General features: G+C 66.5%; 31 protein-coding genes. 21 read left to right on the forward strand and 10 right to left on the reverse strand.

All coding sequences use genetic code 11. The annotated features are described in order from the left end of the window. Position 1 precedes the first annotated feature (1 nt). The 4 genes from ORI60_RS11060 to ORI60_RS11075 form a co-directional block, all read right to left on the reverse strand. Positions 2–508 carry a PPC domain-containing DNA-binding protein gene (locus ORI60_RS11060; protein ID WP_266036893.1) on the reverse strand — a complete coding sequence of 169 codons (507 nt, stop codon included), beginning with the start codon at positions 506–508 and terminating at the stop codon, positions 2–4. 86 nt (positions 509–594) lie between these two features. Then, positions 595–1,383 carry a DsbA family protein gene (locus ORI60_RS11065; RefSeq protein WP_266036895.1) on the reverse strand — a complete coding sequence of 263 codons (789 nt, stop codon included), beginning with the start codon at positions 1,381–1,383 and terminating at the stop codon, positions 595–597. Positions 1,384–1,395: 12 nt separating this feature from the next. Further along, positions 1,396–2,013 carry a hypothetical protein gene (locus ORI60_RS11070; protein ID WP_266036897.1) on the reverse strand — a complete coding sequence of 206 codons (618 nt, stop codon included), beginning with the start codon at positions 2,011–2,013 and terminating at the stop codon, positions 1,396–1,398. Next, complete coding sequence (locus ORI60_RS11075; RefSeq protein ID WP_266036899.1) at positions 2,010–3,089, reverse strand: AI-2E family transporter; 1,080 nt, start codon at positions 3,087–3,089, stop codon at positions 2,010–2,012. Before ORI60_RS11075 ends, ORI60_RS11070 begins: the two co-directional genes overlap by 4 nt. Positions 3,090–3,248: 159 nt before the next feature. Between ORI60_RS11075 and ORI60_RS11080 the strand changes: the two genes are divergently transcribed. Continuing rightward, a complete protein-coding gene (locus ORI60_RS11080) occupies positions 3,249–4,013 on the forward strand; it encodes a copper chaperone PCu(A)C (protein WP_266036901.1) in 765 nt (254 codons plus the stop codon). On the opposite strand, the gene ORI60_RS11085 is transcribed toward ORI60_RS11080, so the two are convergent. Next, on the reverse strand, positions 3,988–4,287 hold the full coding sequence (locus tag ORI60_RS11085) for a hypothetical protein (RefSeq protein WP_266036903.1): 300 nt from the start codon (positions 4,285–4,287) through the stop codon (positions 3,988–3,990). The genes ORI60_RS11080 and ORI60_RS11085 overlap by 26 nt on opposite strands. Positions 4,288–4,460: 173 nt before the next feature. Between ORI60_RS11085 and ORI60_RS11090 the strand changes: the two genes are divergently transcribed. Both ORI60_RS11090 and ORI60_RS11095 read left to right on the forward strand, forming a co-directional pair. Next, complete coding sequence (locus tag ORI60_RS11090) at positions 4,461–7,424, forward strand: FAD-binding and (Fe-S)-binding domain-containing protein (RefSeq protein ID WP_266036905.1); 2,964 nt, start codon at positions 4,461–4,463, stop codon at positions 7,422–7,424. Then, positions 7,421–8,551: a site-2 protease family protein gene (locus ORI60_RS11095; protein WP_266036907.1), complete on the forward strand. Its 1,131-nt coding sequence runs from the start codon at positions 7,421–7,423 to the stop codon at positions 8,549–8,551. Before ORI60_RS11090 ends, ORI60_RS11095 begins: the two co-directional genes overlap by 4 nt. A 4-nt stretch (positions 8,552–8,555) precedes the next feature. Here ORI60_RS11095 and ORI60_RS11100 read toward each other — a convergent pair whose 3' ends face one another. After that, the gene (locus ORI60_RS11100) at positions 8,556–9,050 is read right to left on the reverse strand and encodes a DUF2231 domain-containing protein (protein WP_323055899.1); all 495 of its coding nucleotides are present in this window, start codon (positions 9,048–9,050) and stop codon (positions 8,556–8,558) included. Between the two features lie 69 nt (positions 9,051–9,119). Between ORI60_RS11100 and ORI60_RS11105 the strand changes: the two genes are divergently transcribed. Then, a complete protein-coding gene (locus ORI60_RS11105; protein WP_266036911.1) occupies positions 9,120–10,217 on the forward strand; it encodes a S1C family serine protease in 1,098 nt (365 codons plus the stop codon). A 121-nt stretch (positions 10,218–10,338) separates the two neighbouring features. On the opposite strand, the gene ORI60_RS11110 is transcribed toward ORI60_RS11105, so the two are convergent. Further along, positions 10,339–10,482, reverse strand: a complete 144-nt coding sequence (locus ORI60_RS11110) for a hypothetical protein (protein ID WP_266036913.1) — start codon at positions 10,480–10,482, stop codon at positions 10,339–10,341. A 197-nt stretch (positions 10,483–10,679) separates the two neighbouring features. Between ORI60_RS11110 and ORI60_RS11115 the strand changes: the two genes are divergently transcribed. From ORI60_RS11115 to ORI60_RS44740, 5 genes are all read left to right on the forward strand, one after another. Continuing rightward, the gene (locus tag ORI60_RS11115; protein WP_266036915.1) at positions 10,680–11,126 is read left to right on the forward strand and encodes an SPW repeat protein; all 447 of its coding nucleotides are present in this window, start codon (positions 10,680–10,682) and stop codon (positions 11,124–11,126) included. 5 nt (positions 11,127–11,131) lie between these two features. After that, positions 11,132–11,680, forward strand: coding sequence for an SPW repeat protein (locus tag ORI60_RS11120; protein ID WP_266036916.1), 549 nt, complete (start codon positions 11,132–11,134; stop codon positions 11,678–11,680). Between the two features lie 67 nt (positions 11,681–11,747). Then, positions 11,748–12,023, forward strand: coding sequence for a DUF3040 domain-containing protein (locus tag ORI60_RS11125; protein WP_266037286.1), 276 nt, complete (start codon positions 11,748–11,750; stop codon positions 12,021–12,023). A gap of 161 nt (positions 12,024–12,184) precedes the next feature. Continuing rightward, positions 12,185–12,538, forward strand: a complete 354-nt coding sequence (locus ORI60_RS11130; RefSeq protein WP_266036918.1) for an SPW repeat domain-containing protein — start codon at positions 12,185–12,187, stop codon at positions 12,536–12,538. 15 nt (positions 12,539–12,553) lie between these two features. After that, a complete protein-coding gene (locus ORI60_RS44740) occupies positions 12,554–12,676 on the forward strand; it encodes a sensory rhodopsin transducer (protein WP_416234388.1) in 123 nt (40 codons plus the stop codon). Positions 12,677–12,678: 2 nt separating this feature from the next. Here the strand turns inward: ORI60_RS44740 and ORI60_RS11135 are convergent, their stop codons facing one another. Further along, the gene (locus tag ORI60_RS11135) at positions 12,679–12,972 is read right to left on the reverse strand and encodes an iron-sulfur cluster biosynthesis protein (RefSeq protein ID WP_266036921.1); all 294 of its coding nucleotides are present in this window, start codon (positions 12,970–12,972) and stop codon (positions 12,679–12,681) included. 327 nt (positions 12,973–13,299) lie between these two features. Here ORI60_RS11135 and ORI60_RS11140 point away from each other — a divergent pair, with 327 nt between their 5' ends. From ORI60_RS11140 to ORI60_RS11155, 4 genes are read left to right on the forward strand one after another with little or no spacing between them, the layout of a single operon-like run. Continuing rightward, positions 13,300–13,653 (forward strand): SPW repeat domain-containing protein, encoded by a 354-nt coding sequence (locus tag ORI60_RS11140; RefSeq protein WP_266036923.1) that lies wholly within the window; start codon positions 13,300–13,302, stop codon positions 13,651–13,653. After that, positions 13,650–13,856: a hypothetical protein gene (locus ORI60_RS11145; RefSeq protein WP_266036924.1), complete on the forward strand. Its 207-nt coding sequence runs from the start codon at positions 13,650–13,652 to the stop codon at positions 13,854–13,856. The genes ORI60_RS11140 and ORI60_RS11145 overlap by 4 nt, the downstream gene beginning before the upstream one ends. Then, positions 13,844–14,182, forward strand: coding sequence for a hypothetical protein (locus ORI60_RS11150; RefSeq protein WP_266036925.1), 339 nt, complete (start codon positions 13,844–13,846; stop codon positions 14,180–14,182). The genes ORI60_RS11145 and ORI60_RS11150 overlap by 13 nt, the downstream gene beginning before the upstream one ends. After that, positions 14,179–15,042: a universal stress protein gene (locus ORI60_RS11155; protein ID WP_266036926.1), complete on the forward strand. Its 864-nt coding sequence runs from the start codon at positions 14,179–14,181 to the stop codon at positions 15,040–15,042. Before ORI60_RS11150 ends, ORI60_RS11155 begins: the two co-directional genes overlap by 4 nt. Here ORI60_RS11155 and ORI60_RS11160 read toward each other — a convergent pair. Further along, a complete protein-coding gene (locus ORI60_RS11160; protein WP_266036928.1) occupies positions 15,036–15,389 on the reverse strand; it encodes a hypothetical protein in 354 nt (117 codons plus the stop codon). The two genes, ORI60_RS11155 and ORI60_RS11160, sit on opposite strands and share 7 nt — an antisense overlap. Positions 15,390–15,953: 564 nt before the next feature. On the opposite strand from ORI60_RS11160, the gene ORI60_RS11165 reads away from it, so the two are divergent. The 4 genes from ORI60_RS11165 (at position 15,954) to ORI60_RS11180 (ending at position 19,088) form a co-directional block, all read left to right on the forward strand. Next, positions 15,954–16,496 (forward strand): SPW repeat protein, encoded by a 543-nt coding sequence (locus tag ORI60_RS11165; protein WP_266036930.1) that lies wholly within the window; start codon positions 15,954–15,956, stop codon positions 16,494–16,496. Further along, positions 16,484–17,806: a sodium:proton exchanger gene (locus ORI60_RS11170; RefSeq protein WP_266037287.1), complete on the forward strand. Its 1,323-nt coding sequence runs from the start codon at positions 16,484–16,486 to the stop codon at positions 17,804–17,806. The genes ORI60_RS11165 and ORI60_RS11170 overlap by 13 nt, the downstream gene beginning before the upstream one ends. Before the next feature lie 12 nt (positions 17,807–17,818). Beyond that, positions 17,819–18,298: a hypothetical protein gene (locus ORI60_RS11175; RefSeq protein WP_266036932.1), complete on the forward strand. Its 480-nt coding sequence runs from the start codon at positions 17,819–17,821 to the stop codon at positions 18,296–18,298. 418 nt (positions 18,299–18,716) lie between these two features. Next, positions 18,717–19,088, forward strand: a complete 372-nt coding sequence (locus ORI60_RS11180; RefSeq protein WP_266036934.1) for a hypothetical protein — start codon at positions 18,717–18,719, stop codon at positions 19,086–19,088. Positions 19,089–19,098: 10 nt separating this feature from the next. Here ORI60_RS11180 and ORI60_RS11185 read toward each other — a convergent pair whose 3' ends face one another. Then, positions 19,099–19,404: a MarR family transcriptional regulator gene (locus ORI60_RS11185; protein ID WP_266036936.1), complete on the reverse strand. Its 306-nt coding sequence runs from the start codon at positions 19,402–19,404 to the stop codon at positions 19,099–19,101. Between the two features lie 1,092 nt (positions 19,405–20,496). On the opposite strand from ORI60_RS11185, the gene ORI60_RS11190 reads away from it, so the two are divergent. The 4 genes from ORI60_RS11190 to ORI60_RS11205 all read left to right on the forward strand — a co-directional run bounded on the left by ORI60_RS11190 (position 20,497) and on the right by ORI60_RS11205 (position 24,623). Further along, on the forward strand, positions 20,497–21,387 hold the full coding sequence (locus ORI60_RS11190; protein ID WP_266036937.1) for a hypothetical protein: 891 nt from the start codon (positions 20,497–20,499) through the stop codon (positions 21,385–21,387). A gap of 150 nt (positions 21,388–21,537) precedes the next feature. Then, positions 21,538–22,089 (forward strand): DUF4142 domain-containing protein, encoded by a 552-nt coding sequence (locus ORI60_RS11195; protein ID WP_266036938.1) that lies wholly within the window; start codon positions 21,538–21,540, stop codon positions 22,087–22,089. A 249-nt stretch (positions 22,090–22,338) separates the two neighbouring features. Beyond that, positions 22,339–22,953, forward strand: a complete 615-nt coding sequence (locus ORI60_RS11200) for an NAD(P)-binding protein (protein WP_266036940.1) — start codon at positions 22,339–22,341, stop codon at positions 22,951–22,953. Positions 22,954–23,234: 281 nt separating this feature from the next. Further along, positions 23,235–24,623 (forward strand): GDSL-type esterase/lipase family protein, encoded by a 1,389-nt coding sequence (locus ORI60_RS11205; RefSeq protein ID WP_266036942.1) that lies wholly within the window; start codon positions 23,235–23,237, stop codon positions 24,621–24,623. Positions 24,624–24,648 lie beyond the last annotated feature (25 nt).

Raw genomic sequence — 24,648 nt, forward strand, 5'->3', positions numbered from 1 at the left:
ATCACGGCGTGTGCCTGTTGGAGGGTGCGAGTCCGTGCCGCAGGGGGTCTTCCTCGATCGCTGAATCACCGTCGAGGTCGATCAACGCCAACCCGCACTCGGGGTCGAAGCGCCGCGTCAGCTGCTGTGGCGACTCCGCCACGACGATCTCCATTGTCGGCCGGACCGTGGCCGCACGTAGATGGCCACCGCGCGTGCTGCCGTCGCGAAGGCTGAGCACGGCGTGGGCGTGGACCTGCCATCCACCGTCCTCGCGGGGCACGATGTCGCCGATGAGAGACAGCACCTCCGTCTGCTCGTCCACCGGGATGTTCTGGTACTGCTTGCTCTCAACGTCGAAGAAGGCGAGCGTGCTCCGGCGGAACGCGCCGATGCCGGTGAACGAGGCGGAGCGCAGCTGCAGGTCGCCGGCGAAGTCGGTCAGTGTGTCGATCACCGAGTCACCCGCGTCCAGCACGAGGACATGGCTTTTGACGAGGTCGGCGCCCAGAGTCTTGATACGGACCATCGCGATCGCCGCTCCGTTTCTTCGAAGGCTGTTGATGCTCGGCTTTCCGTTCTGTGCCAATGGAAACCGTTGCTGCGAAAGGGTTATCAAGATAACGACTCGGTCAGGTCGGTGAGCCAGTCCTGGTTGGCGAAGACGTCGAGGACGCGACCGTCGTGCGTGACCGTCGGCGTGCCGAAGTGGGACTGACCGTCTCCGCTCTGCCGTTTCAACGCGGGGTCGTTCCTGGCGGCCTCGAGCTGGCTCCGAACCGCGTCGGCGAACGCCCTGTCCCGCACCGCCGCGGCGAAGGCGTCCGCCGTCACGCCGAGGCGTCGTGCGAGATCGATGAGCTGATCGTCGTTGTACGGCCGGCTGTGTTCTGGCGGCATGTGGCGCATGAGTGTCGTGTGGAAGTCGAGAAACGCCTGAGGCTCATGCGAGGCCACGCCGAGGGCGGCGTTGGCCGCGGTCAGTGAATATCCGGGTGGATCCGAACGTTGGTCGAGGAGATTGACCAGGTGGTAGCGAACGCGGAGGGAGCCGTTCGTCAAACGCTCGTGCACATCCTGCCCGTACCGTTCTTCGAACGCGCCGCAAGCAGGGCAGAGGAAGTCCTCGTAGACGTTGATGACCACCGGTGCGTCCTCCTGGCCCGCCACGACGGTCCCGCTCTCGCGGTCGAGCGTGACCGGGACGGAGTCGGGCGGTGCCGTGACAGCCGGGATGGGCTGGGCCGTCTGGGCCGACCTGTCCCGTGCCGTCAGGGCGACCACGACGGCGACCGCCGCAGCCAGCGCGAGGACGACCGCCAGACCGATGAACACCGGGACGCGGTCGCGACTGCTTCTCCTCGCGGCGCTGACGACGTTCTTCCTTCGGCGTTGGGCTCCCATGCCGCCTCCGTGTCAGCTGGTCGGCGCCGGGCTCGACGTGGACATGGACTCGGCTTCGAGGAACTCCTCGTTCGCGTACGCGTCGAACAGTGCCGCCTCACCCAGCCCGTACCGCTCGGCATAGTCGTCGTAGGAGAACTGCCGCACGGTGCCGGTCACCGTCATCGTCCGGCCTTCGGTGAACTCGGGCTGGTCGCCCTTGAAGAGCACGAGAAGCGAGTCGTCGCCGTAGGAGGCGGCGTCGAGGATTACCGACTCGTCGGTGAGATCGTTCTCCACCGGGGCCGTGATGGTGGCCTTCTTCCCGACGTGGTCGGCGTTGGCGAAGTACTGAGGCTGATCAGGCTTTGTGGTGGTAGTGGTCATGTCGGTCGTGCCTGGGACCACATCGTTCACAGGGTCGTCGTTCCCGCATCCGGTCAGGACGCCGGACCCCAGGCCCAGCACCGCGGCGGCGGCGATCAAGCGATTCCTCACGGAGCTCACAGGCTCTCCCATCATCGTCGGTTCGTTGTTCCGTTGGCGTACCCAGCCGACGAGCATCAAAAGTGCCTTTATGCAAATGTTGCTCAATGCATCCATACAGGCTTGCGATCCGCCGAAAACGATGCAGGACAGCAACCCGGTCATGCGTGTCGTTCGTCGCTCTGATGCGAAGGTGGTGAGAAGAGCGCGCGTAGCACGATGACGAGCGGCACGGCGAAAACGGCGCCCACGATGCCCGCTGTGACGGCGCCGGTCGAGACCGCGAGCACGACCACGAGGGGGTGTAGCCGCACGGCTTTGCCCAGCAACAGAGGTTGCAGGATGTTGCCCTCGAGTTGCTGGACCCCGATCACGATGGCGAAGACGACAAGAGCGACGAGCGGGCCCTTCGTCACGAAGGCGACCAGCACAGCCATTCCGCCGGTGACGAATGCGCCGACGAAGGGGACGAAGCCTCCGAGGAACACCAGCGAGGCGAGGGGAAGTGCGAGCGGCACGCCGAGCAGCACGAGACCCGCGCCAATGCCGATCGCGTCTATGAGGGCGACGCCGATGCTCGCCCGGACGTACGTCGAGAGTTGTGCGAACGCACGCCGGATCCGCTGGTCGGCACGGTGTGCAAGGTCGCGTGGCATGGCGCGCACTACGGCTCGATGTACGCGTTCACCGTCGTGCAGCAGGATGACCAGTACGAACAGAGCGAGCACCGTCCCTGCCAGGAACCGCATGAGCGCCGATGCCGTCGCCGTCACGCTCGAGGCGAGCTGATCCGAGCGCTCCCGCAGCCATGCGGTGAGGTTGTCGATGCCTTCTTCGATCTGCCGCTGGCTCAGGTTCAGGGGACCGTGCACGAGCCAATGACGCAGCGACGAGAGACTTGACTGCAACGTGGCCTGCAGATCGGTGAGCCCGGAGACGATGGCGTTCACCGCGAACGCAAGGATTCCGCCGATCACCGCGACTCCGGCGAGCAACACGAGCGCCGTGGCCAGCCACCGGGGTACGTGCAACCGCTGGAGCCAGTGGACGACCGGGTGTAGCAGCGCGGCCAGCAGCAACGCCACCGCGCACGGCAGTAGCACCGCGCTGACCATCACCGAGAGCCGGATCAGCAGGTAGAGCAGCACGATCAGGGCGATGCACGCGGCCGCCGGTACCGCCGCTTCTTTGAGACGACGTACCAGCTGTGCGGAGTTCGGGGGATGTGGTTCTTCCTTCACGGTGTTTGGTTAGCCTTCCCCGTACCGCCGAAACCGCACCTGTCCACTGTGGATCTTCGTTGCCCTGTAACGGCGGAGTCACAACGGGCGGTAGACCGTTCCCTCCCACGGCATCGGGGAAGCCCACTGGTGACAAGCGAATCAGGAGAGGAGCGACCCATGCTGCCAACCGGTATCGCGAAGATCGCGTCGACGACGGCGGTGGTGCTGCTGGCGCTCACAGCCGCGTCCTGCGGTGAACCTCAACGGGTGTACGAGAGCGGCACCATCGGCACCAACGCGGAGTTCGGCGAGATCCTGCTGCGCAACGTTCACCTCCGCCCGCCGGAGGGCAACGCCTTCCGACCCGGCGACGATGGCGTGATCAGCCTCGCATTGTTCAACCAGGCGAACCATCCCGACGCACTGGTGGATGTGCGCACGCCAGTGGCCGGTGACGTCGAGATCCGGTGGGACCGCGACTGCGACGGCAGCGGTGAGAAGGTGCAGGAGTTGCCATTGGCCGCGGACGGCGGGGTCACCGGAGTGGCGGGCGAGCAACTCGCCTACCACCTGCGCGTCTTGAACTTCTCCGAGGAAGTTATCGCGGGTACCACGGTACCGGTCACGTTCGAGTTCGACCGTGCCGGGGAGACGACCGTAGACGCCATCATCGAGACGACGGGAGACGGGGACGACGGCCCGCTGCCTTCCTGCACACCCGACGAGATCACGCTGACCGGCGTGGTGCAGAGCGGTGTCGAGCCGCGGTGCCTGGTGATGAGGGTCGACGACGGCCGGCAGTTCCTGCTGCTCGGCGGAGATCGTCAGGTACTGCAGACCGGCGAGGAGGTCGTCGTAGAAGGCACACCGGCACCTGGCAGGCCGACGACCTGCATGCAGGGCATTCCGTTCCTCGTCAGCGATGCCAGACTGTCTGGCTGAGCCAGTCGAGCAGCCCGGATCGGTCCGCGACGTCCGCCTCGACCACGTGCTTGAAGCGGTCGAGTTCCTCTTCGAGGCCGAGTTCCTGTGCGCTTGCGGAACTGCCCTGTTGCTGCTCGGCGCACAGCTTCACCCTGGTGTGTTCGTCCGGTAGCCCTTGAAAGGTCGCGAACGCCTCCGGGAGTTGTCGCCCCATCCGCTGGCACTTCGACCACTGGTGAACCACGGTGTCCAATGGTGCGTCGACTTCGGTCGATTCGATTACCTCAGTCATGACGGTCGGCTGCCTCAGGAACGGCTGGCAGAAGGAGTCCACAGTGGACTGAATCGCATCGTTACGGCCATGTTGTCAACGTATCGGTGGTGTCACAGTCGCTGCGCGAGGACCAGTTCGTGGTAACCGGCAGCCATCGACAGCACGCGTTGAGCAGACAAGGAGCTGACGGCATGGCACCCCGCAACACAGGCGCGCTCGCGGCCGAGCTCACCCGGCGGCTCCGCGGTGAGGTGAGGTTCGATCCCGGCAGCCGGGCGTTGTACGCGACCGACGCGTCCAACTACCGCCAGCCGCCCATCGGTGTGGTGCTTCCACGCGATGTGGACGACGCGGTGGCCACCATCGAGATCTGCCGTGATCACGACGCACCTGTGTTGTCGCGCGGTGCCGGCACCAGCCTGGCGGGTGCATGCTGCAACGACGCCGTGGTGCTGGATTGGTCGAAGTACTGCGACCGTGTCGAGTCGGTGGACGTGGAAAAGCGACGCGTGGTGTGCCAGCCGGGGGTTGTGCTCGACCACCTGAACCGGATCACGCGCCGCGACGGTCTCGTCTTCGGACCGAAGCCGTCCACACACGGTCAGTGCACGATCGGGGGGATGATCGGCAACAACTCCTGCGGCTCCACGGCGCAGTGGGCGGGCACGACCGCCGACAACGTCCGCGCGTTGGAGATCCTGACCTACGACGGAACCCGGATGTGGGTCGGCCGCACCGACGAGGTCGGCTACGCGGCCCGGCTGGCGGCGGGAGGGAGGCAGGCGGAGATCTACCGCGGTGTTCGCGCGCTCCGGGACCGGTATGCCGACGCTATCCGGACCGGGTTCCCCGACATTCCACGTCTGGTGTCGGGCTTCAATCTCGACGCACTGTTGCCGGAGAGCGGATTCGACCTCGCGAAGGCCCTGGTGGGTACGGAGTCCACATGCGTGACGGTGTTGCGCGCGCAGCTGGATCTCGTGCCCGAGCCCGCCGAGGCGGTGATGGTGCTGTTGTCGTATCCAAGCATCGCCGAAGCGGGCGACGCGGTGCCCCAGATCAACGGGCACGCACCAATGGTGCTGGAGGGTGTCGACGAGAAGCTGGTCGGTTTCATGCGCCGCAAGCACCTGCATCCGGAGGCGGTGCGGCTGCTGCCCCGCGACGGCAGAGCCTGGTTGATCATCGAGTTCGGCGGCGACACGCGCGACGAGGCGCGTGCGGCCGCGGGCAAGCTCGTCGACGACCTGACAGGCAACGGCTCGAGGTGGCCCAAGGCGGAGATCTTCGACGACGACGAGCACCGCGAGCAGATCTGGCAGGTGAGGGAGTCGGGCCTGGGCGCGACGGCACGAGTGCCCGGCATGCCCGACGCCTGGCCTGGCTGGGAGGACTCCGCCGTGCCGCCCGACCGGCTCGGTGACTACCTGCGGGACCTGACCACACTGCAGGAGGACTTCGGCTACGAGCAATCGAGCCTCTACGGCCATTTCGGGCACGGCTGCGTACACAGCCGGATGCCGTTCGAACTCACCACCGCGGACGGCATCCAGTCTTTTCGCGCGTTCGTGGAACGCGCCGCGGACCTGGTCGTGTCCTACGGCGGCTCGCTGTCCGGCGAGCACGGCGACGGGCAGGCACGGGGAGAGTTGCTGCCGAGGATGTTCGGGGAGGAGCTGACTCGCGCTTTCCGAGAGTTCAAAGCGATCTTCGACCCGCGCAACCGGATGAACCCCGGCAAGGTCGTCGACGCGCGTCCGCTCGACGAGAACCTCCGCCTCGGGGCGGACTACGAACCGGCCGAACCGAGCACCGAGTTCACGTTCCCGCACGACGAAGGCAGCCTCGCGCACGCGACGCTGCGGTGCGTCGGCGTGGGCAAGTGCCGTCAGTCAGAAGGCGGCGTGATGTGCCCGAGCTACATGGTCACCAAGGAGGAGAAGCACTCGACCCGCGGCCGCGCACGGCTGCTCAACGAAATGATGTCCGGCCGCACCATCACCGACGGATGGCGCAGCGAGGACGTGCACGACGCGCTCGACCTGTGCCTGGCGTGCAAGGGGTGCAAGACCGACTGCCCGGTGAACGTCGACATGGCCACCTACAAGGCAGAGTTCCTGTCCCACCACTTCGAGGGCAGGCTCCGGCCCCTGGAGCACTACAGTCTCGGCTGGCTGCCGCTGTGGGCACGGCTGGCCGCACTCGCTCCGGGCCTTGTGAACGGAATCGCGCATGCGCCGGTCACAGGCCCGATCGTCAAGCGCCTCGGCGGCGTCGATCCCTGGCGGGACCTGCCCAGATTCGCCTCCCTGCGGTTCACGGACTGGTACCGGCACCGGGGACCACGTGGTTCCGGGGAGCGCGGAACGGTGCTGCTGTGGCTGGACACCTTCACGAACAGCTTCCAGCCGGAAATCGCGGTGGACGCGCTCACCGTGCTGGAAGCGGCGGGATTCCGGGTGAAGATCCCCACGGGGACGCTCTGCTGCGGCTTGACCTGGATCTCCACCGGGCAGCTGGGAATCGCGCGCAGGGTGTTGCGCCGGACGGTGACGACGCTGGCACCGCAACTGCGAGCGAGGGTTCCCCTGGTTCTGCTGGAACCCAGCTGCGCGTCCGTGTTCCGGGCCGACGCCCGTGAATTGCTCGGCTACGACCTCGACGTCGAACGGCTGCGCAAGCAGAGCCACACGCTCGCAGAGCTGCTCACGGACCGGGCGCCCAGGTTCGCACCGGAAGTGCGGTCGGACGAACCGGTCTCCGCCAAGGTTCAGGTGCACTGTCACCAGCACGCGGTACTGGGATACGACGCGGAACGCGACCTGCTCGACCGAGCGGGCGTGGACGCCGAGTTGCTCGACTCGGGATGCTGCGGTCTGGCCGGCGACTTCGGCATGACGGCGGAGCACCGCGACGTGTCGATGGCCTGTGCCGAGCGCGTGCTGCTACCCGCAGTCCGCCAGGCCGACACCTCAAGCCTCGTGATCGCCGACGGTTTCTCCTGCCGCACTCAGATACGCCAGGGGCACACAGGCCGCGTGGCGGTGCATTCGGCTCAGGTGCTGGCGTCCGCCGTGCGGGGTGTCCGGCTGACGGAGAAACCGGAACAGGTCCTCAGGCTTCGATCCCACCAAGACCGGACGGAGACGCGATGAAGGCAACAATCCAAATCGGACGGTTCTGGAGTGTCTGCGTCGGACTGCACTGGAGCGTGCTGGTCATCGTGGCGCTGCTGATGTCCGGCATCGGGTTCGGTCAGCTTCCGGTCGTCGCCGCCGGGCACGCCTGGTGGGTCTACCTGGTCGCGGGATTCGTGACGGCCGTGTTCTTCCTTGTGTCGTTGCTGGCTCACGAGCTCGCGCATGCCCTTGTGGCGCGCAGAACGGGTCAGGAGGTCGAGGGCATCACGCTCTGGATGCTGGGCGGCCTGGCGTCGCTGAAAGGTCAGGCACGCACACCGGGCGCCGAGTTCCGGGTCGCGGCGGTCGGGCCCGCTACAAGCCTGCTGGTGGCACTCGTGTCCGGCGCTGCTCTGCTGCTGGCGGGCACGCTGGACGCCGATCCGCTCGTGCTCGGAGTCCTTGTCTACCTGGCGTTCATCAACGTGGTGCTGGCCGCGTTCAACCTCGTGCCCGCAGCGCCGTTGGACGGTGGCCGGATCCTGCGATCGGCGCTGTGGGCGTGGTGGGACGACCCGCACCGGGCGACCGTGTGGAGCACCAAAATCGGCCGCGGGTTCGGCTTCGTGCTGATCGCGCTCGGTGTGTGGTCGCTGTTCACCGGGTTCGCCGGTGGCCTGTGGTGGTCCCTGATCGGTCTGTTCATCGTGACGATGGCGAGCGCGGAGGAGCGCCAGTCCACGCTCGGCAGGATGCTCGAAGGCCTGAGGGTGCGGGACGTCATGACCCCGGAGCCGGAAACCGTGGACGGCGGACTGAGCGTGAGCTCGTTCCTGCAGGACGTGGCGCTCGCCCGCCGACACTCCGCCTTTCCGCTGGTCGACGAAGACGGGGCGCTCCAGGGCATGGTCACGCTGGGCAGGCTCAAGCGGGTCGCGCCCGGCCAGCGCGGTTCTGTCGCGCTGCGCGAGGTCGCCTGCGAGCCGAAGGACATTCCACTGGTACAGCCCGACGACCCGCTGGCGGACCTGCTGACCCGGATGAACGGATGTACTGACGGCCGGGCCCTGGTGTTCGAGGAGGAACGGCTAGTCGGCATCGTCTCGCCCACCGACATCAGCCGCGCGGTCTCCCTCCAGGGGCTGAACACCGGCCGTGCCTGAGCTCTCAGGCGGCGGGTGCGCGCTTGTGCCCGCGCAGCGAACTGGACGCGTCGAGCCCGGCGTCGGGGTCGACGCCCACACCGAGGCGCTCGACCAATTCGCCGCCCAGCCAGCCGCCGACCGACGCGAGCACGAGACCGCCCAGCGCGAACGAGATGCTGAGCACGGTGGGCCGCCACGTGACCTGGTCCAGTCGCAGCAGCCAGCTCACGGCGAAGAGCGCGAGCGCCAGGCCGTTGACGAGCCCGTGGATGAGCCCCACCCGCTTGGCCCGGGTCTTTCCCGGAATCGCGAACCAGTCGACCCAGCCGAACATGGCGGCGAGCACACCACCCAGTACACCCGCGGCCGTCGTGTACGCGCTGGCGACGGCGAAGTTCGTCGTGGTGGTCGCGAAGTACAACCCGTCGAAGCAGACCGCCGTGAACAGCAGTCCCAGAGGAAACACGATCAGCATCGGATGGATCGCGTGTCCCATCATTCGTGCGCGGCTTCGCATGGCATTCCTCCTCGATGTCTCGGTTCCCACCGCGTACCCAGCCACCTGTCGCAGGAAGCGCGATTCCGCGTGAGGACCGCGTTTTTAGCGGTATCGCAAGGGAATTCCTGCCACAGGGACCATTCACCTTCACCACGGAGGCAACCCGTGAGAAACGATCAGGTCAGGCAGATCACTGTCGCGCTCATCGCCGTCGTCGCGGCGGTCGCCCTCTTGCTGGCCCTGGTGGCCTGTTCACCGCGAGAAACCGGCACCGGCGCCCCGGTGCAGCAGAGAGGCTCCTCGTACGCGGATCTGGTCGAGCGGGTGTCACCGAACGTGGTCACCGTGCGCACGGATGCGGGCGTGGGAAGTGGTGTGGTCTTCCGCTCGGACATCGTGCTGACCAACGAGCATGTGGTCGGCGGGCGGGATCAGGTGAGCGTCGAGTACGCGGACGGTGGACGTTCTGGCGGCACAGTGCTCGCCACCGACCCCATCACCGACCTCGCGGTGGTCCGGACCGAGCGCAAGGACTTGCCGGTCGCCGAGTTCCGCAAGGAGCTGCCGCGTCCCGGTGATTCGGTGCTGGCGATCGGAAGCCCGCTCGGGTTCGAGAACTCCGTCACGGCGGGCATCGTGTCCGGGCTGCACCGGGAGATTCCCGGTTCGGCGGCGCAGACGAGGTCGTTGGTGGATCTCATCCAAACCGATGCCCCGATCTCACCCGGCAACTCCGGTGGCGCTTTGCTGGACACCAGCGGAAAGGTAATAGGCATCAACGAGGCTTACATCCCACCCGCGGCCGGCGCGGTGTCACTCGGGTTCGCCATCCCGTCGGCGACCGCGGTCGACATCGCGGAGCAACTCATCGAGGGCGGCACAGCGGAACATCCGTATCTCGGTATCAGTGCGGGTCGTCTGACCGACGAGATCCGGGAGCGGTTCGGCGTGCGGGCCGACTCCGGGGTCGTCGTGCTTGGCGTCGACGAGAACGGTCCGGCCGCGGACGCCGGCATTCGGCCCGGTGACGTGATCGTGCGGCTGCACGATATAGAGGTGAGCACTGTGGAATCGTTGCTGGGCGCCCTGCGAGCGACCGACCCCGGACAGCAGGTAGCGGCGATGATCGTGCGCAACGGCGACAAGCAGGAGCTAAGGGTGAAGATCGCTGCACGTAGTCGTTGATGGCGTGGCTCGCGCTGGTATCGGCGTCACGGACCCGTGCAGGGGGAGGCCCTGGCCGACCAGTGCAACCGAACGCGGGGGTCCAACATGGCGCGTGCACCGACCGGCGCAACCGGGCTGGTCACCAGCTGACGCGCGCATACGCGCGTTCCAACGCGTAGGAAGCTGTGTAGTAGGCGGCCGCGGTGTAGAGGTGGTCGACACCGCCCTGCGCCGCGAGGCGCAAAGTGACGCTCTTGCGGGGAAGTTGTCTCCCTCTGTCCACATCCTTCGTCGTTTCCAGCCACGCTGCCGACTGGTTGCGGCGCCATGCGTCTGGCCCCGCGTCGTGAGGCGAGCGTGACGCCGCCGAGACGTGGAGGTGTTGTCCGCGCACCGCGATAACCAACAGGACACGAACTGTGTCCCAGAGCCGGGAGCGGATACCCGAACGGCGTGGCCTCAACAGAGAGGAGGACGACGGTGGTCTTCCGTTCACAACGGCACGAGCCCGGATACATCGAGTGGCACGAGACCGAGAAGCGTTGGCGGCCACCTGTGGCCGCGAGCGTGGCGAGCGCGGTGAACTTCCTGGCCGGAGTCTGGCTCGTCCTGGCACCGTTCGTGCTCGGCTTCGGGACAACGGGCGGCGCCGTGCAGGGGTACTGGAACGAGATCGTCCTCGGCGTCGTCGTGGCGTTGCTCGCACTGGTGCGGGTGTTCGCGCCGAAAGAGGTGCCGTGGTTCAGCGTTGTCAACGGCGTGCTCGGACTGTGGCTGATCGTGTCGCCGTTCGTACTGGGCTACGAGGGGCCAGATGCCCCTTCGGCCATCGCGGTCGACATCTCCGCGGGCGCGATCATCGCGGTCATGGCCTCGGTGAGCGCCACGACCACCTACCGCCTCCGCGCCCGATCTGGACAGGAGTGAGGATCATGGTTTTCGGATCATCAGGCAGGACTCGGGGTGACGAGCGGACATCCGCTCGCGGGGAGACCGCCGAGGTCACGCCTGGGCAGCTGCGGCCCTACGGGTACGCACCGCTGGTCTATCCGTACGGGGCACCGCTGGCCCTCGACACCCGCGAACCCGTCGGCGCCGCCACTGCCAGCGGTGTCACGTTCCTGGCGGGGCTGTGGCTGGTATTGGCGCCGTTCGCGTTGGGCTACGACACCGCCCCACAGGCTCGCTGGAACGACATGGTCATCGGCGGGGTCATCGCGGTGCTCGCGATCGTGCGCGCCTTCGCGCCGATGCGGGTGGCATGGTTCAGCATCGTCAACGTCGCACTGGGCATCTGGCTCGTGGTCGCGCCTCTCACACTCGGCTACAGCCGTCCGGAAGCAACTCCTGAAGCCGTCATCAACGATCTCGTCGTCGGTGCGGTCGTGATCGCGATGGCTTCGTTGAGCGCTGCGAGCACCTACCGCCGCCGTGAAGAGGAGGCCGACGAGCGCGAGGAGGAACCGGACGAGCAACGCTGACCGTCGGCCGCACTCTCCGGTGCGGTATCCGGCTGGAGAACCGACCTCGTTGGCCCGGAGCGCGATGATGCTGAACCACGATGACCGCCGCCGTCTCAAAGAGATCGAACGTCAACTCGAGCGCGAGGATCCCCTTCTGGTGGAAGGAATGCGACAAGCCTGGCCGTGCACCCGGAAGTGGCCGTTCGTCGTATTGATCATCACCGGCGTACTGCTGACCGTGCTGGGCACTGCGGTGCTCAGCGTGTACCTGGTCGTCGTCGGCCTGGCCTGTACAGGCGGCGGATTCGTCGTCGTGATGCGCAAACGCCGTTCGGACGACGACTCGTGCTGGCCGGAGTAGAGGGAACAACATCAACGAACAGGAGTGTCGTGATGGTTCGACAACCACCGCTTGGCTCACGTGGCCAAGAGCAGACCACTGACCCGGAACACATGTATCCCTATGGTGCGGAGCCGGCGTACGGGGGACGAGTTCCGCTCGGAGCGAGTGCCGCGAGCGCGGTGACGTTCCTCGCCGGTATCTGGCTGGTGCTTGCGCCTTTCGTGCTGGAGTACGTGCCGGCCAGCTCCGGAATCGGCGCGTACTGGAACGACCTGGTGGTCGGCGTCGCGATCGCGACGCTCGCCATCGTGCGCACCGTGGCCCCGTCGAACGTGCCTTGGTTCAGCATTGTCAACGTCGCACTCGGAGCATGGCTGATCGTGGCACCGTTTGTACACGAGTACGAAGGTGCGAACAAAGGTGTCATGATCGGCAACGACCTCGCGGTCGGCATGGTCGTGATCGTCATGGCGGCAGCGAGTGCCGTGTCAACCCACCGCCACCGCAGCCGCACCGAGCAGGCGTCGAACTGAACAATCACGCTGTTCTTGGCGGGCCGCGACCCGCAGGGACCGCACGTCGTGACGATCCCCGCGTGCCGCGCTCGGCACGTCAGGTTCAACGACCTGGCCGCCCCCGTGCAGGTGCCTCGTGGCACGTACTCGGCCTGAACTCAGGCCTTGACGCGCAGAGCGAACTGGATCTCGCCATCGCCAGCGCGGCGAGCGTCGAGCACGTGGTTGTCGAGGATTTCGGCTGCCTCAGGTTCTAGGAACACGTGGGATCCCAGTGCTCCGACAACGACCTGGTCACCGTCGAGCGGATGGGACGTCATCGTGAGCGCGAGATCGGCGCCTTGATCGTTCCGGTCGGCAACCGAGATCCTGATCCCAGCGCTGTCGGAGGTACCTGCTGAGGAGGCGAGAGTGTTGATGGCTTCGCCGGCATTGGCCGTGACGTCGAGCATGCTTCCTCCTTCGATTGTCCTTGCCCATCAACGTAACCGTGGCAGACGAACCTGCAAAGGTTGTGCAGGCTGAATTTTGCGGGCGGAAGGATTTTGGCCTGAAACGGTGAGATCGATTCGTTACCGGTGTCACGGTGCAGTGAACCGGTGGCGTGCAGGTGTCGCGGACGCCCATGGCGGTACCCGACTCGCATGACGCCACCCAGAAACCAGTCCTCAGTGCACACACCATTGAGCGAGCTCAACGGTATGCGCCAACCGTCACGGGCGCGCTATCCCGCTCGGCACCTCCGCGATCGGGGCGGACTTGCGGCGGTGCCGAACGCGTTGACCTTCCTAGCCGCGGTCTGGCTGTTGCTCTCAGCGGTCAGCTTCCACCACATCACCGCAGGGCGCTGGAACGAGCTCGTCACAGGAACCGTGATCGCCGTCGTCGCACTGGCCCGCGCGATCTCGCCGCGGTCGATTCCGTGGCTCGACTGGGTCACCGTCGCCCTCGGCGGCTGGCTGGTGGCCACGCCGCTGCTGCTGGCCCACGACACACCAGCCGCGGCGGTCAACGTCGTCGTTGTCGGTCTCGTCGTCATCGCGCTCGCGTTGGTGAGTACGGCGATCTCGTGGCGAGCCCGGTCGAAGCCACGGTTCGACGCCTACCCCGGTGACACGTCGAGGATGGGATGACGATGTTGCTCGAAGAACGCCCGCGGCGGCGGTACTCGATCCGGCGCTACCTCCTGCTGACCGGCGCCGGTATGGCGATTACGGTCGGCGGTGGTCTCGCAGTCAACTTCGACGTGCTCATGCTGGGCATTGGATGCGCGGTCGTGGGCGTCGTGGGAATTCGTCGCCGCGGGGTGCCTGTGGGGGAGCGGTGGGACGACTGAGCAGACCACAGATCATCGTCCTACTCGTCGGCACGTCGCAGACGGCGTCTGGCCTGTTCGGCTTTCCGGATGTCGGTGAACCACATCGAATTCTGCTGGTGTGCACCGGACTGCTCGGCCTCGCCTGCACCTGCAGCAGCCGCCACGCTCGGCTGTACGGCGCCGGTCTCGCCATCTTGTACGGCGCCATCGCCTACGCCGCAATCGAGGAAGACGCCTTGGTCCTGCATTTGCGAGTAGTTCTCGTAGGGCTGGTGGCCGCCGTCGTGCCGACCGGACGAGGCCAGGCCGGCGTGCCCAGACCAGTGAAAGGGGAAGCCAGGTGAACGAACCGGTCGTGGTGGGAGTCGACGGCTCGGACGCCGCGGAACACGCGGCGGTCTGGGCAGCCAACGAAGCGGTGCGGAGAGGCTCGCCTCTCGTGCTGGTGCACATCGTCCGATGGCCGGTGTACGAGCACATGTACTTGCCCTCGCCCTCTGTAACGATGGACGAAGCACCGTTGCGGCGGTGGGCGGCGACCATGCTGAAGTCGCTGGCCGATGTCTGCCGCGCGGTTCACCCGGCTGTCGAGGTGAACACTCGCGTGGAGGTCGGCGTACCCGCCGAGGCTCTGACCGCTGTCGAGCCACATGCCGCAATGGTTGTCGTCGGAGCGGCCGGCGCCGGCAGGTTGACCCGGCTGTTCCTCGGCTCCACCGCAGCTGAGCTTGCACGGCACAGCAAGCCTCCCGTGGTGGTAGTGCGGGAGACAGACACGTCGGGCGGTCATGTCGTCGTCGGCGTCGACGGATCACCCACGAGCGCGCGGGCCGTCGACTTCGCTTTCGAGTTCGCTGCCCGGCACCACGCGGAACTCGTCGCTGTACACGCTTGGAGCGACGTACCACTCGACGAGGCGCTGCACGGTGAGCCGGTTGACGGGGGCACGGCGTTGCAGCACGCCCAGCGGTCGCTCGACCTGGCGATCGCCGGCGCCGTGCGTAGGTGGCCGGATGTGTCGGTTCGCGATGTCGCCGCGATAGAACGACCCGCCAACGTGTTGCTGGAACAAGCCCAGGGCGCCAGCCTGCTCGTGGTCGGCAGCCATGGCCGAGGTGCGCTGCGTCGGGCTCTGCTGGGCTCAGTCAGCCACACCATCCTGCACGAGTCACCCTGCCCGGTGGCCGTGCTACGAGCTCATTGACCGTCGCTACCCGTTTCATGAACCAGAATCGGTTGTGCGACAGAGATTCTTGCTGTTGTGCCGAACGCACGCTGCGCGGTGACCGATGCTGGCCGAGGTTCGAGTCTGGCAGGTGTCATGCCGTTCCCGGTGGGCGACAGTTCATCGGGGTCATCACCTCGGCTTCGCGATTTTTGTTCGGTGCGCGACCACTGGTAGTGGGTGCACTGCGGCCGCAACTTCGCGACCGGTTCCGGCTTTTCGCGTCCCCGGCAGGGATGTGCTGCGTTCCTTGCGTCGAGCCTGCTGGTGTTCGTGGCCGGTGGGCGATCAACGAGAAGATGTTCATGGCCCTGCAGATCAGCCATCTGATACTCACCGCCCGGTCAGCTCGGCCTGCTGCCGGGCCGCCGGTGAACGAGCCACCGCAGGGCTGACCCGAGCCGGTGGTGCCTGTGAGCGAGAAGGTCCAAGAAGATCTTCACCGATCCCGCGAACTCACACGCCAAGGCACGATCACCGGACCGCGCGTCGGCGGGTGCAGGTCGTACGGCGGCGATCCGTTTCGGGTCTGTCCAGCTGCGACGGTTGAAGGACGTGACGATTTTGTTTCGCCCGAACTGGCAGCTGCCGTGGCGGCATCGTACTGACGGATGTGGCTCGGTGGCTCGGCGAATTCCGGTGATTCTTCAAGACGCCGATGTCCCAGCATGCATCACAGTGGTTCTTGGATCGTTCCATGTGACTCCGGCACCACCTCCTGCGCCATGGGCATCGGCAAGCCCTCTCGGGCGCCTGGGGTCGGGGCTGAACTCGACGTTGTCCCGTCCGTTATCTGCCTAACGGCACGGTGACAGCGTGCATCGGGACAGGGGTCTGCGCGGTAACCAGCGGAGTGAGGAGGCTTCGGCAACTGGAAGGAAGTGACTGGAATGGCTCGACGTCCAGCGGACCAGCACGCGGAGCGGATCGAGACTGAGCCTCGTACCGCGGAGCGGTCGACCGACCCGATCCCGGAGCAGCGACAGCCGTACGCCTATCCGGGATACGGCTACGGATACGGCGCTCCGCCAACCTATCCGGCGGCGCCGCCGCCCGCGGCCAGCGCCGCGAGCGCCGTGACGTTCCTCGCCGGTGTTTGGCTGGTGCTCTCACCGTTCGCGCTCGACTACGCCCCTGCCGTGCAGGGAGTGGGGGCGTACTGGAACGACCTGGTGGTCGGTAGCGCGATCGCGGTGCTAGCGCTTGTGCGGGCCGTGTCTCCGCGCAACGTGCCGTGGTTCAGCGTGGTCAACGTAGCGTTGGGCACCTGGTTGATCGTCGCGCCAATGGTGCTTGACTACGCCGAAGGCGTGAGCACGACGGTTGCGACTTCCAACGACGTGATCGTAGGAGCACTCGTCGTGATCATGGCCGGGCTGAGTGCCGCGATCACCTACCGGAATCGCAGTGACCGAAACGCATCCGACCGGTGACGCAGGACAGGTTTCCGGGCAGGTTGGCCGCGGCGGCCGCGATCTGCCTGCCCGGTGCCTACCTCGGAACTGCGGACTACCTGGGTTTGCCACATCCCGGCTTCCCCGCCGTTGCGGACGCGATGGTGTTCGGCATCGCGATCGTGGGAGCCGCGTTCGTGCTCGCCTGGGCGGCGGAAGCGGCCCAGGTCGACATCAGCGCTGGGCTCGCCATCGCAGTACTCGCCGTCGTCGCCGTGCTGCCCGAGTACGCGGTCGACCTGGTGTTCACCTACCAGGCAGGACAGCAGTTCGGAGAGCACGGCACATGCGTGTCGGCGGAAGGCGGAGCAAACCCTTGCTCCCTTGCGCTGGCGAACATGACAGGAGCCAACCGCATCTTGGTGGGATTCGGCTGGCCGCTGGTCGTTCTGGTGGCGAGCATTTCGGCACGGCGGGCGGCCAGGAGCAGCGCCTCGACCCGGCCCGGCCGGGTCAGCCTGGCGCCCACCATGTCGGCCGAGGTGGTCTTTCTCGGCATCGCGACGCTGTACTCACTGACGCTGCCGCTGCGCACATCGCTCACTCTGCTCGACGCCGCCATCTTCGTGTCGATTTTCGCCGCGTACGGCTGGAGACTGGCGAAGATGCCAGCGGAGCAACCTGACCTGATAGGTGTGGCGGCGTGGGCCGGGGGCAAACCGGCCGCTCGCCGCCGCACCCTGGTTATCAGCATGTTCGTGGCCGCGGGCCTGGTCATCCTGGCCACGGCGGAACACTTCGCGCATAGCCTCGTGGACACCGGGCAGCAGATCGGCGTCGACGAGTTCCTGCTGGTGCAGTGGATCGCTCCGCTGGCGAGCGAGTCACCCGAGCTGATCGTCGCCTGCCTGTACGCGGTGCGTCTCAAGGCGTCGCACTCGCTGGGCACGTTGCTGTCCAGCAAGGTCAACCAGTGGACGTTGCTGGTTGGCACAATTCCGGTGATCTTCGCGATCTCCGCGACGACCGCTCACGGGTTGCCGATCGACACGAACCAGCGCCTGGAACTGCTTATCACAGCAGCGCAGTCGTTGTTCGCGGTGAGCATTCTGGTCAACCTCGGCCTCACCACCGGCGGGGCGGCGACGCTCTTCGCGTTGTTCGCCGTCCAGTTCGTCGCCAGCATCACGATGTCACCCCGGTTCAACGAAGTCCTGATCCTGGTGCTGTCCGCGCTGTACACGGCGCTGGCCGCTGGACAGCTCCTGCGCCGCAGACGTGACTGCGTACGGGTGGTGCGCGACGGATTGGTGCGCCCGTTCTCCGAACTCGAACACAGGGACACCTGAGGAGATGCCGTGATGACCAGCAAGGCCGCCGTGGGGGCCACCAGCGGTCTGGTGGCGGGAATGGTGATGGGCTTCTGGGTGATGGCGGTGATGGCGGCTTTCGGAACGGGGATGCTCGCGCCACTCAACATCATCGCTCATCTGGTCGTCCGGGACGTGCCGCTGGACGGGGCGTTCGACTGGACCGGCCTGCTGGTAGGCGGCGCCGTTCACCTGGTTCTGTCAGTGCTGTTCGGCGCTCTGTTCGGTATGGCGCTGCGCCGCCGTTCGGGATACCGCTCGCTGCAGGGCAAGGCATTGGTGATCGCCGGATTCCTCTTCGGTCTGCCGCTGTGGCTCGTCGACCGCGTGCTGCTGTGGCCCCTGATCAATCTGGCTGGAGCGCGTGCGTTCACGCCGTGGGTCTCGTTCTTCGGCCACGTCCTGTACGGGTCCGCGCTCGGCATCGGCGTGTGGTCGACCATCAGGACTCCCACCGCCCGTCTCGGATGAACTGAGGACCACTGCGTGAGATCGCCTCTGCACTGTGCAAATGATGTGTTTCACTCGGGCATGTGCCCAATTCGGTGGCTCGGCGAGAACTGGCGGACGGCGATGTGGACGCGGCCTTAATGCCCTATCCGGGGGCGGATGCGATCGCCGGTCACGCGTATGCAGGAGTTCGGACGTCGGCTCACGGAGGGGATGGCGCCCTCATCGAGGTGGCGCATGTTCTCGCGTGATTGGATGTTCCGGCTCGCGGACCTTCCCGGTCTCCGCACGCGGATACTTGCGAGGCGGCCGCCAAGGTCGCCGGCAAACCCCGCTACGATGACGAATCCTGCCGTACTCCGGCAGTCCTGCCCTTGCGAACTCCCTACGATCACCCTGGCGTGTCGTCTCTTCGATTGCGCCCCGCAATGATTGCCGTGTGCGTGAAGAACAGTGCCGACGATCGGAAGCCAGAACCGGAACCCTCACGTTCTTCGCGGGTGTATGGCTGATCGCGGCTCCTCTGCTCCTGGATTTTCAAGCCGCACAGCGTCTCTTCCGGCCCTACTGGCTTGCGCTGGTACTCGCCGCGGTCATCATGCTGGTGGGAATGCTGCGCGCGTTGGCGCCATTGGACGTTCCATGGCTGCGCACGGCCAACATCTGGCTTGCGGCGGCGCTCGTCGCGGCAGGGTTCCTTCTCCGCGCCGATGGCAGCCCGGTGGTGCATATGAACCAGATCGTCGTCGGAGCAGCGATTGCGCTGGTATCACTAGTGGTCGCGATCGATGCCGGGAAGTGGCTCGGCTGAGCGGTCAGATTCAGCCGAGGTCACCTGAGGTGACCGCGCGTTCGCCGCCTGCGGCGGTGAACGCGGTGAGCGCATCGACAAGTCCGCGCCGTTCGTCCTCGGACATCCTTGTCACGATCCGTCCGATCGCCGCCCGCCGTCGACGAATCACATCACGCACGACCCGGCGTCCCTCGTCGGTGAGTTCCACGACGACCTCACGGCGTGGCCGGGGTGGTTTGGCGCGCGACCATCCGGCTCGCACCAACCGCTTGACCATGCGGGTCGCGGTGGAGGGGTTGACATCCAGCAGGTCTGCCAATGAGCTGCGCTTCATCGCTCCCGGCTGTCCAGGACGACGAGCATCCGGAACTGCGGCAGGGGTGCGTCGCAGGTCGAGGAATCGGCGACGGTTGGTCGATGGAGTTCGGTGGCGGGTGCGGGCCGGTGCCCCGTAGCGTGATCTGCCATCCGAGTACGGGCCTTGGCAGACCGTGTATGGGCTGCTCTGTAGGTGGTAGCGCCAGGGAGTGTGGGCGCGGATACTCACGTTGTTGCAGTCGAGAGCGGACGCGGCGGGGCTGATCGTCTGGGAGGTCAATGTCGACTCGACGGCATGCCGGGCCCATCAGTACGCGGCTTGTGCACGGCGGGATGAGGCCGGGCAGAAGGAGCCGCCTGGCGGGTTGGTCTACGAGCCAGATGATCACGGGTTGGGCCGGTCGCGGGGCGGGTTCAGCACGAAGATCCATCTTGCGTGCGAGCAGGGCCAGAGCCCCTGTCACTCCTGGTGACTGCGGGTCAGAGGGGTGACGGTCCGCAGTTCGTGCCGGCACGGGAGGCGATCAGAGTGCCCCGGCTGGGCCTGGGCCGACCGCGGCGGACTCCGGTCCGGGTGCGGCCGACAAAGCGGCCTCGTCCGCTGCCAACCGCGCCTACCTGAGGAGGCGCGGAATCCGGTGCTCCATCGCCGAGCCGGTCGACCAGGTCCGCAACCGCGAGCGCCGGGGCCGCTTCGGCGGTCGGCCACCTGACTTCGACCGCCAGGACTACAAAGCCCGCCACGCGGTGGAATGCGGCATCAGCCGTCTCAAACAGCACCGGCCGTGGCCGCGCGGTACGAGAAGTTGGCCTGCCGTTCCGAGGCGGCAGTCCAGGTCGCGGCGGTGAACTTGTGGCTGTGACCTGGACGCCCGAGGCACGAGCACAGGGCTGCCCGCTGATACGTGGCCATCAGCTGGACCGCCGATGCTGACGTGCCGCGCCCGGCCGATTGCACCGTCAACGGCGCCATCCCGGCATGACCCCGCGGGCTTCGTGCGCAAGCGGGTGTCACCGGATCCAGTGGCACCCGCTAGGCAATTGATCACGCACCGCAATACCTTGATCGCGCTGCGCGTTGTGTCGCGCTTTCACAGATCGAGGCCCCATGAGCTTTCAGCAGTTCCTGTCACGGGCCGCTTCCCGGATCGGCTGGTGCGTCACCGCGCTCGGCCTAGTCCTGATCGCGGCGCTGCTGGCCCAGCCTGCCGCCGCCGACACGACACCGGCGCCGCCGCTGGCGCTGGTCTCGATCGTCAAGGCGACGAAGACCGTCAACGACTACCAGCCGGTCTACGCGGAGTGCCGCGATGGGGACTGGGCCATCAGCGGCGGCGCGGAGGCGGTAGCCCCCAACGCCGTGTACCACGAGGTCGGCCTGGTCGGGAGCTTCCCCGCCGTCCTCCACGGTGAGACGGGAGCGTGGGGATGGGTGGCCAACGCCCGCAACTTCGGTGGGACACCCACCACTGTGACCGTCTGGGCGGTCTGCGCGTCCCTGCCCAGGGGCTATGAGGTCGTGCAGGCCCCGCTCGTCCAGGTGCCGAGCGACCAGACCGTCACCGTCTCCTGCCCGGCAGGCAAGACCGCCCTCGGCGGCGGCGCCGAGATCAAGGGCACCGAAAGCTCTCTCACCAAGAGCTACCCGTCCGGCTTCACCGCCTCCGGACCGACGGCGTGGACGGTGGCTGGCCGTGTCTGGTCGAACGGCACGGTCGGCGTCGCTGGGGCCGTGACCTGTGCCGACCCGATCGCCGACAACGAGTGGACGACCTACAAGGTCAGCAAGAACACCCCGTCAGGAGGGTTCCTCACCTGCCTCAACGGACGGCGGGTCACCAGCGGCGGCGCCGCGGCGAACAGCCAGGAGCCCGTACTCATCGCATCCAGGCCCGGCCTGATGAGCGAGGGAGCCGACCGCGACGGCTGGTGGATCCAGGCCGGAAGCCTCTGGGAGCCGATCGACGTGGACCTCTATGTGATGTGCAGAAGTCGATAGCGGCGGACTGCGGACACAGCCGCAAAGACAGCCGGCCGAACGCAGAAACGGGCCCGGGTCCTTGCATACCGCCTGCGACGCACCACTCCGACCAGTCCTCGTTCCGAGGCCCCAGAACGGCACCACGATCGCCACGGCCCAACAGCCGCAGTGGAGCCAGAACTAAAACACGGCCCAGGGCTGGACAAATCCGCCAACCCGCTGGTGAAGGAAGCAGGCTGGCATCTGATCGACGGGCACGCCGAGCTCGACGCCAAGGTCCTCGAGCTCGGCCGCACGCTGAACGTCCCGCTGCCCAGCGAGGCCAACGCCGACCAGCGAGGTTGGATCGCCGAAATGACCAACGCCCCCGCCGGCAGCGCCGAGTTCGATCGTATCTTCGCCAACCGCCTTCACGCGGCGCACGGTGGTGTCTACAAGTTCCTCGCGGTCGTTCGCACCGGTACACGCAACACGCTCATCCGCGACTTCGCGAAGCGCTGCATGGAAGTCGTGCTCGACCACATCCAGGTCCTCGAAGCGACCGGCATGGTCGACTTCAACGACACCGAAGCGATTCCGCTCGCGGCCGTTGCGGCAGCACCTGCCAGCCCCCGCCGGTTCCCACTGTGCCCCAGGCCGTGCCGAACGTTCCCAGAACTCAGAACATCGCTCAGCAGAACGAGAGCGACGGCTCCGATGCACTGCTCGGATTCCTCGTGATGGTCGCCGTGGTCGTCGGGATCTACTTGTGGACCAGCGGACGGCCAGGTCGCTCACGTTCTTCACGGCAATGAGGATTCATCGAAAGGGCCTCGCAAGGTTGCATGCTGCGGGCTTCCGGCAGACTGTGGGCGGCGGACGCGAACCGGTCGGGCGAGCGTCCGCGCCCATCCGCTACGGGGAGATCCGGGTACCGGCCGGCAGGATCGGCGGCCGGTATCCGCCCACGCACGATGAGGAAACGTCTGGATGCGCTCACATGCCGTTCTCATCGGCTACAGCGCTCGCGGCCGCGTCGTCCTGAGTGCGCTGCTCGCCGGAGGGCATGCGACGGACTTCACCATCGTCGACTCCGATCCCGAACGCGTCGCGCAGGCCCGAGCGGATGGTGTGCGCGCCGTGGCGGGCGAAGGCTGGTGCCTGGATGTGCTGTGGTCTGCCGGTGCAGAGACCTCCGACCACATCGTCGTCGCGGTGACCGACGACGCTCTCGCTCTGCGCATCACCTCGGTCGTGCGCAGCTTCAACGAGACCGCGACGATCACTACTCTGGTCCGCAGCACGCAAATGCACGAGCTCATCGAGTACCTCGGAGCCGACCACGTCCTGGTGGCTGACCGGGTCGGCGAGTGGGCGCTCAAAGTTGAAAGCCTTCCGCGCGAACTGTTTCCCGAGCTGGAATGGGCGGTGGAGGAGCGTCCCGCGATGCCGTATGAGGTCGGCAGCTCGCCGCTTGACTGTGGTAGCGAGGTGTTGGCGATCGTGCGGGACGGTCAGCGGATGTGGACCGATGACGCGGAGATCGGGGAGCTGCGCGGTGATGACTGGCTGATCGTGTTGAGCACCATGCCGGTCATCGACTGACAATTTCGGGCGCAGGAGCACCGGCCGGGCTGCATCGATGTCTCCATTGGACACCGTCATGATGGTGTCCAATCGCCGCTCTAACCGGCGAGTGTGCACGTGTCGGCGTCCACTTCGGACTTCAGCAGGCCCGAGGCCTCCGGAATGACTGGGCGGGTGAACATCCTACCCGGCCGATCGGACTCCTGATCGCCTGACCTGACCCGTACATGGTTAGTAGGGCCTCCGGAGGTGAATCCCGACAGGTCACTGTCCGAGCGACGCTGGTTCCGGGAGTCGGCATGAGGCGGTTGTCCTGGTGGGGTGAACGGGTGGTGGCGCTGGCGGCGATCGCTGCCGTCGTAATGGCGTCGATCGCTGTCTCGCTGGCGATCACACCGATGCAGAAGGTGTCGGTGGCCGGGCAGACGGTGCGCGTCGGCGCGGTTGCGTCGCTGACGGCGTCGGGACCGGGGGTCCTGGAGTTGTTCGGTCAGCGGCTGAGCACCGCGGTGCAGTTCACCGGCCCGGTGCGACCTCGGCTGGAGCTCAGCCGCATCACCCTGGACAGCGAAATCGAGAACTTCGTCGCCTCGGATGATATGGAGAGTCCCACCAACGCGCTCGGACAGGCGCTGGCCGCCGGCTGGAAGCGGTACTTCCTGCTCGAAACGGTGATCGCTGGATTGTTCGCACTGTTCTTCGCCGGTGCCGTTGTCGGATGGATGAGATTGTCCCGCAGACGCACCGTCGTCGTGCTGCTGGCAAGCCTGCTGTGCGTCGAGGCGGTCAACGTGGGCGCCGTGATGGTCGGCGCGCGTTCGGCTCCGGATCGGCTTCGCGGTGTCAATTCTCTCGCCGCTTTGGTCGGGCGGGCCCAGCTGCCCGCTGTACCGGCGGCGGAAGGAACCGATGTCGGCCCGGTGGATGCGCTGGTGTTGGGGGACTCGGTCGCGGCGGGAGCGGGTCTCCCTGCCGTTGTGCAGCCGACCGCACAGGACCGTGCATGTGGCCGCAGCGCGGACGCTTTCGCAGAGAACCTGGCTGCCGTCAACCGCTGGCGAATACTCAACCTGGCCTGCGGTGGTGCCACGATCACGGCGGGCGTCATGGGATCCCAACAGGCGGGGGACACGGTGGTGCCGTCTCAGCTGGCTGTTGCGAAAACGAGTGAACAGGTGCGTGTGGTGATCGTCAGCATCGGTGCCAACGATGTTGGCTGGACGTCGCTGCTCCGGTTGTGCGCGATGACGCCGAGTTGCGACAACAACGCGTCGACCGCCTACTTCCAGCAACAGCTCGCGGAGTTCAGCCTGAGCTACGAGCAGTTGCTGTTGCGGCTGAGAGAACTCCCCGCCCGTCCCCGGCTTTTGATCAACCTCTACTATGATCCGTTCGGCGGGAACCAGCACTGCTTGGCTGAACACGGCTTCACGCCGGCCAAGCAGAGATCTCTGCTCGCGTTGCTGCACTCCCTCAACGAGGTGCTGCGCAAGGGAGCCGAAGCAGCCGGAGCGACCCCTGTCCGGCCGGACTTCACGGGTCATGGGTTGTGTGACCAGCAGCCGTACGTCCAGGGAGTGAACGCCTCGGCTCCCTTTCACCCGACGACCGCCGGCCAGCTGGCCATGGCTCTGGCCGACCAACATGCGCTGCGGTACGAGCCGACTGTCACGTCCACAACAAGATGATCAACGCGCCTTGTTGCACATTGCA

It is taken from the genome of Lentzea sp. NEAU-D7 (genome assembly GCF_026242055.1).
Lineage (GTDB): Bacteria > Actinomycetota > Actinomycetes > Mycobacteriales > Pseudonocardiaceae > Lentzea.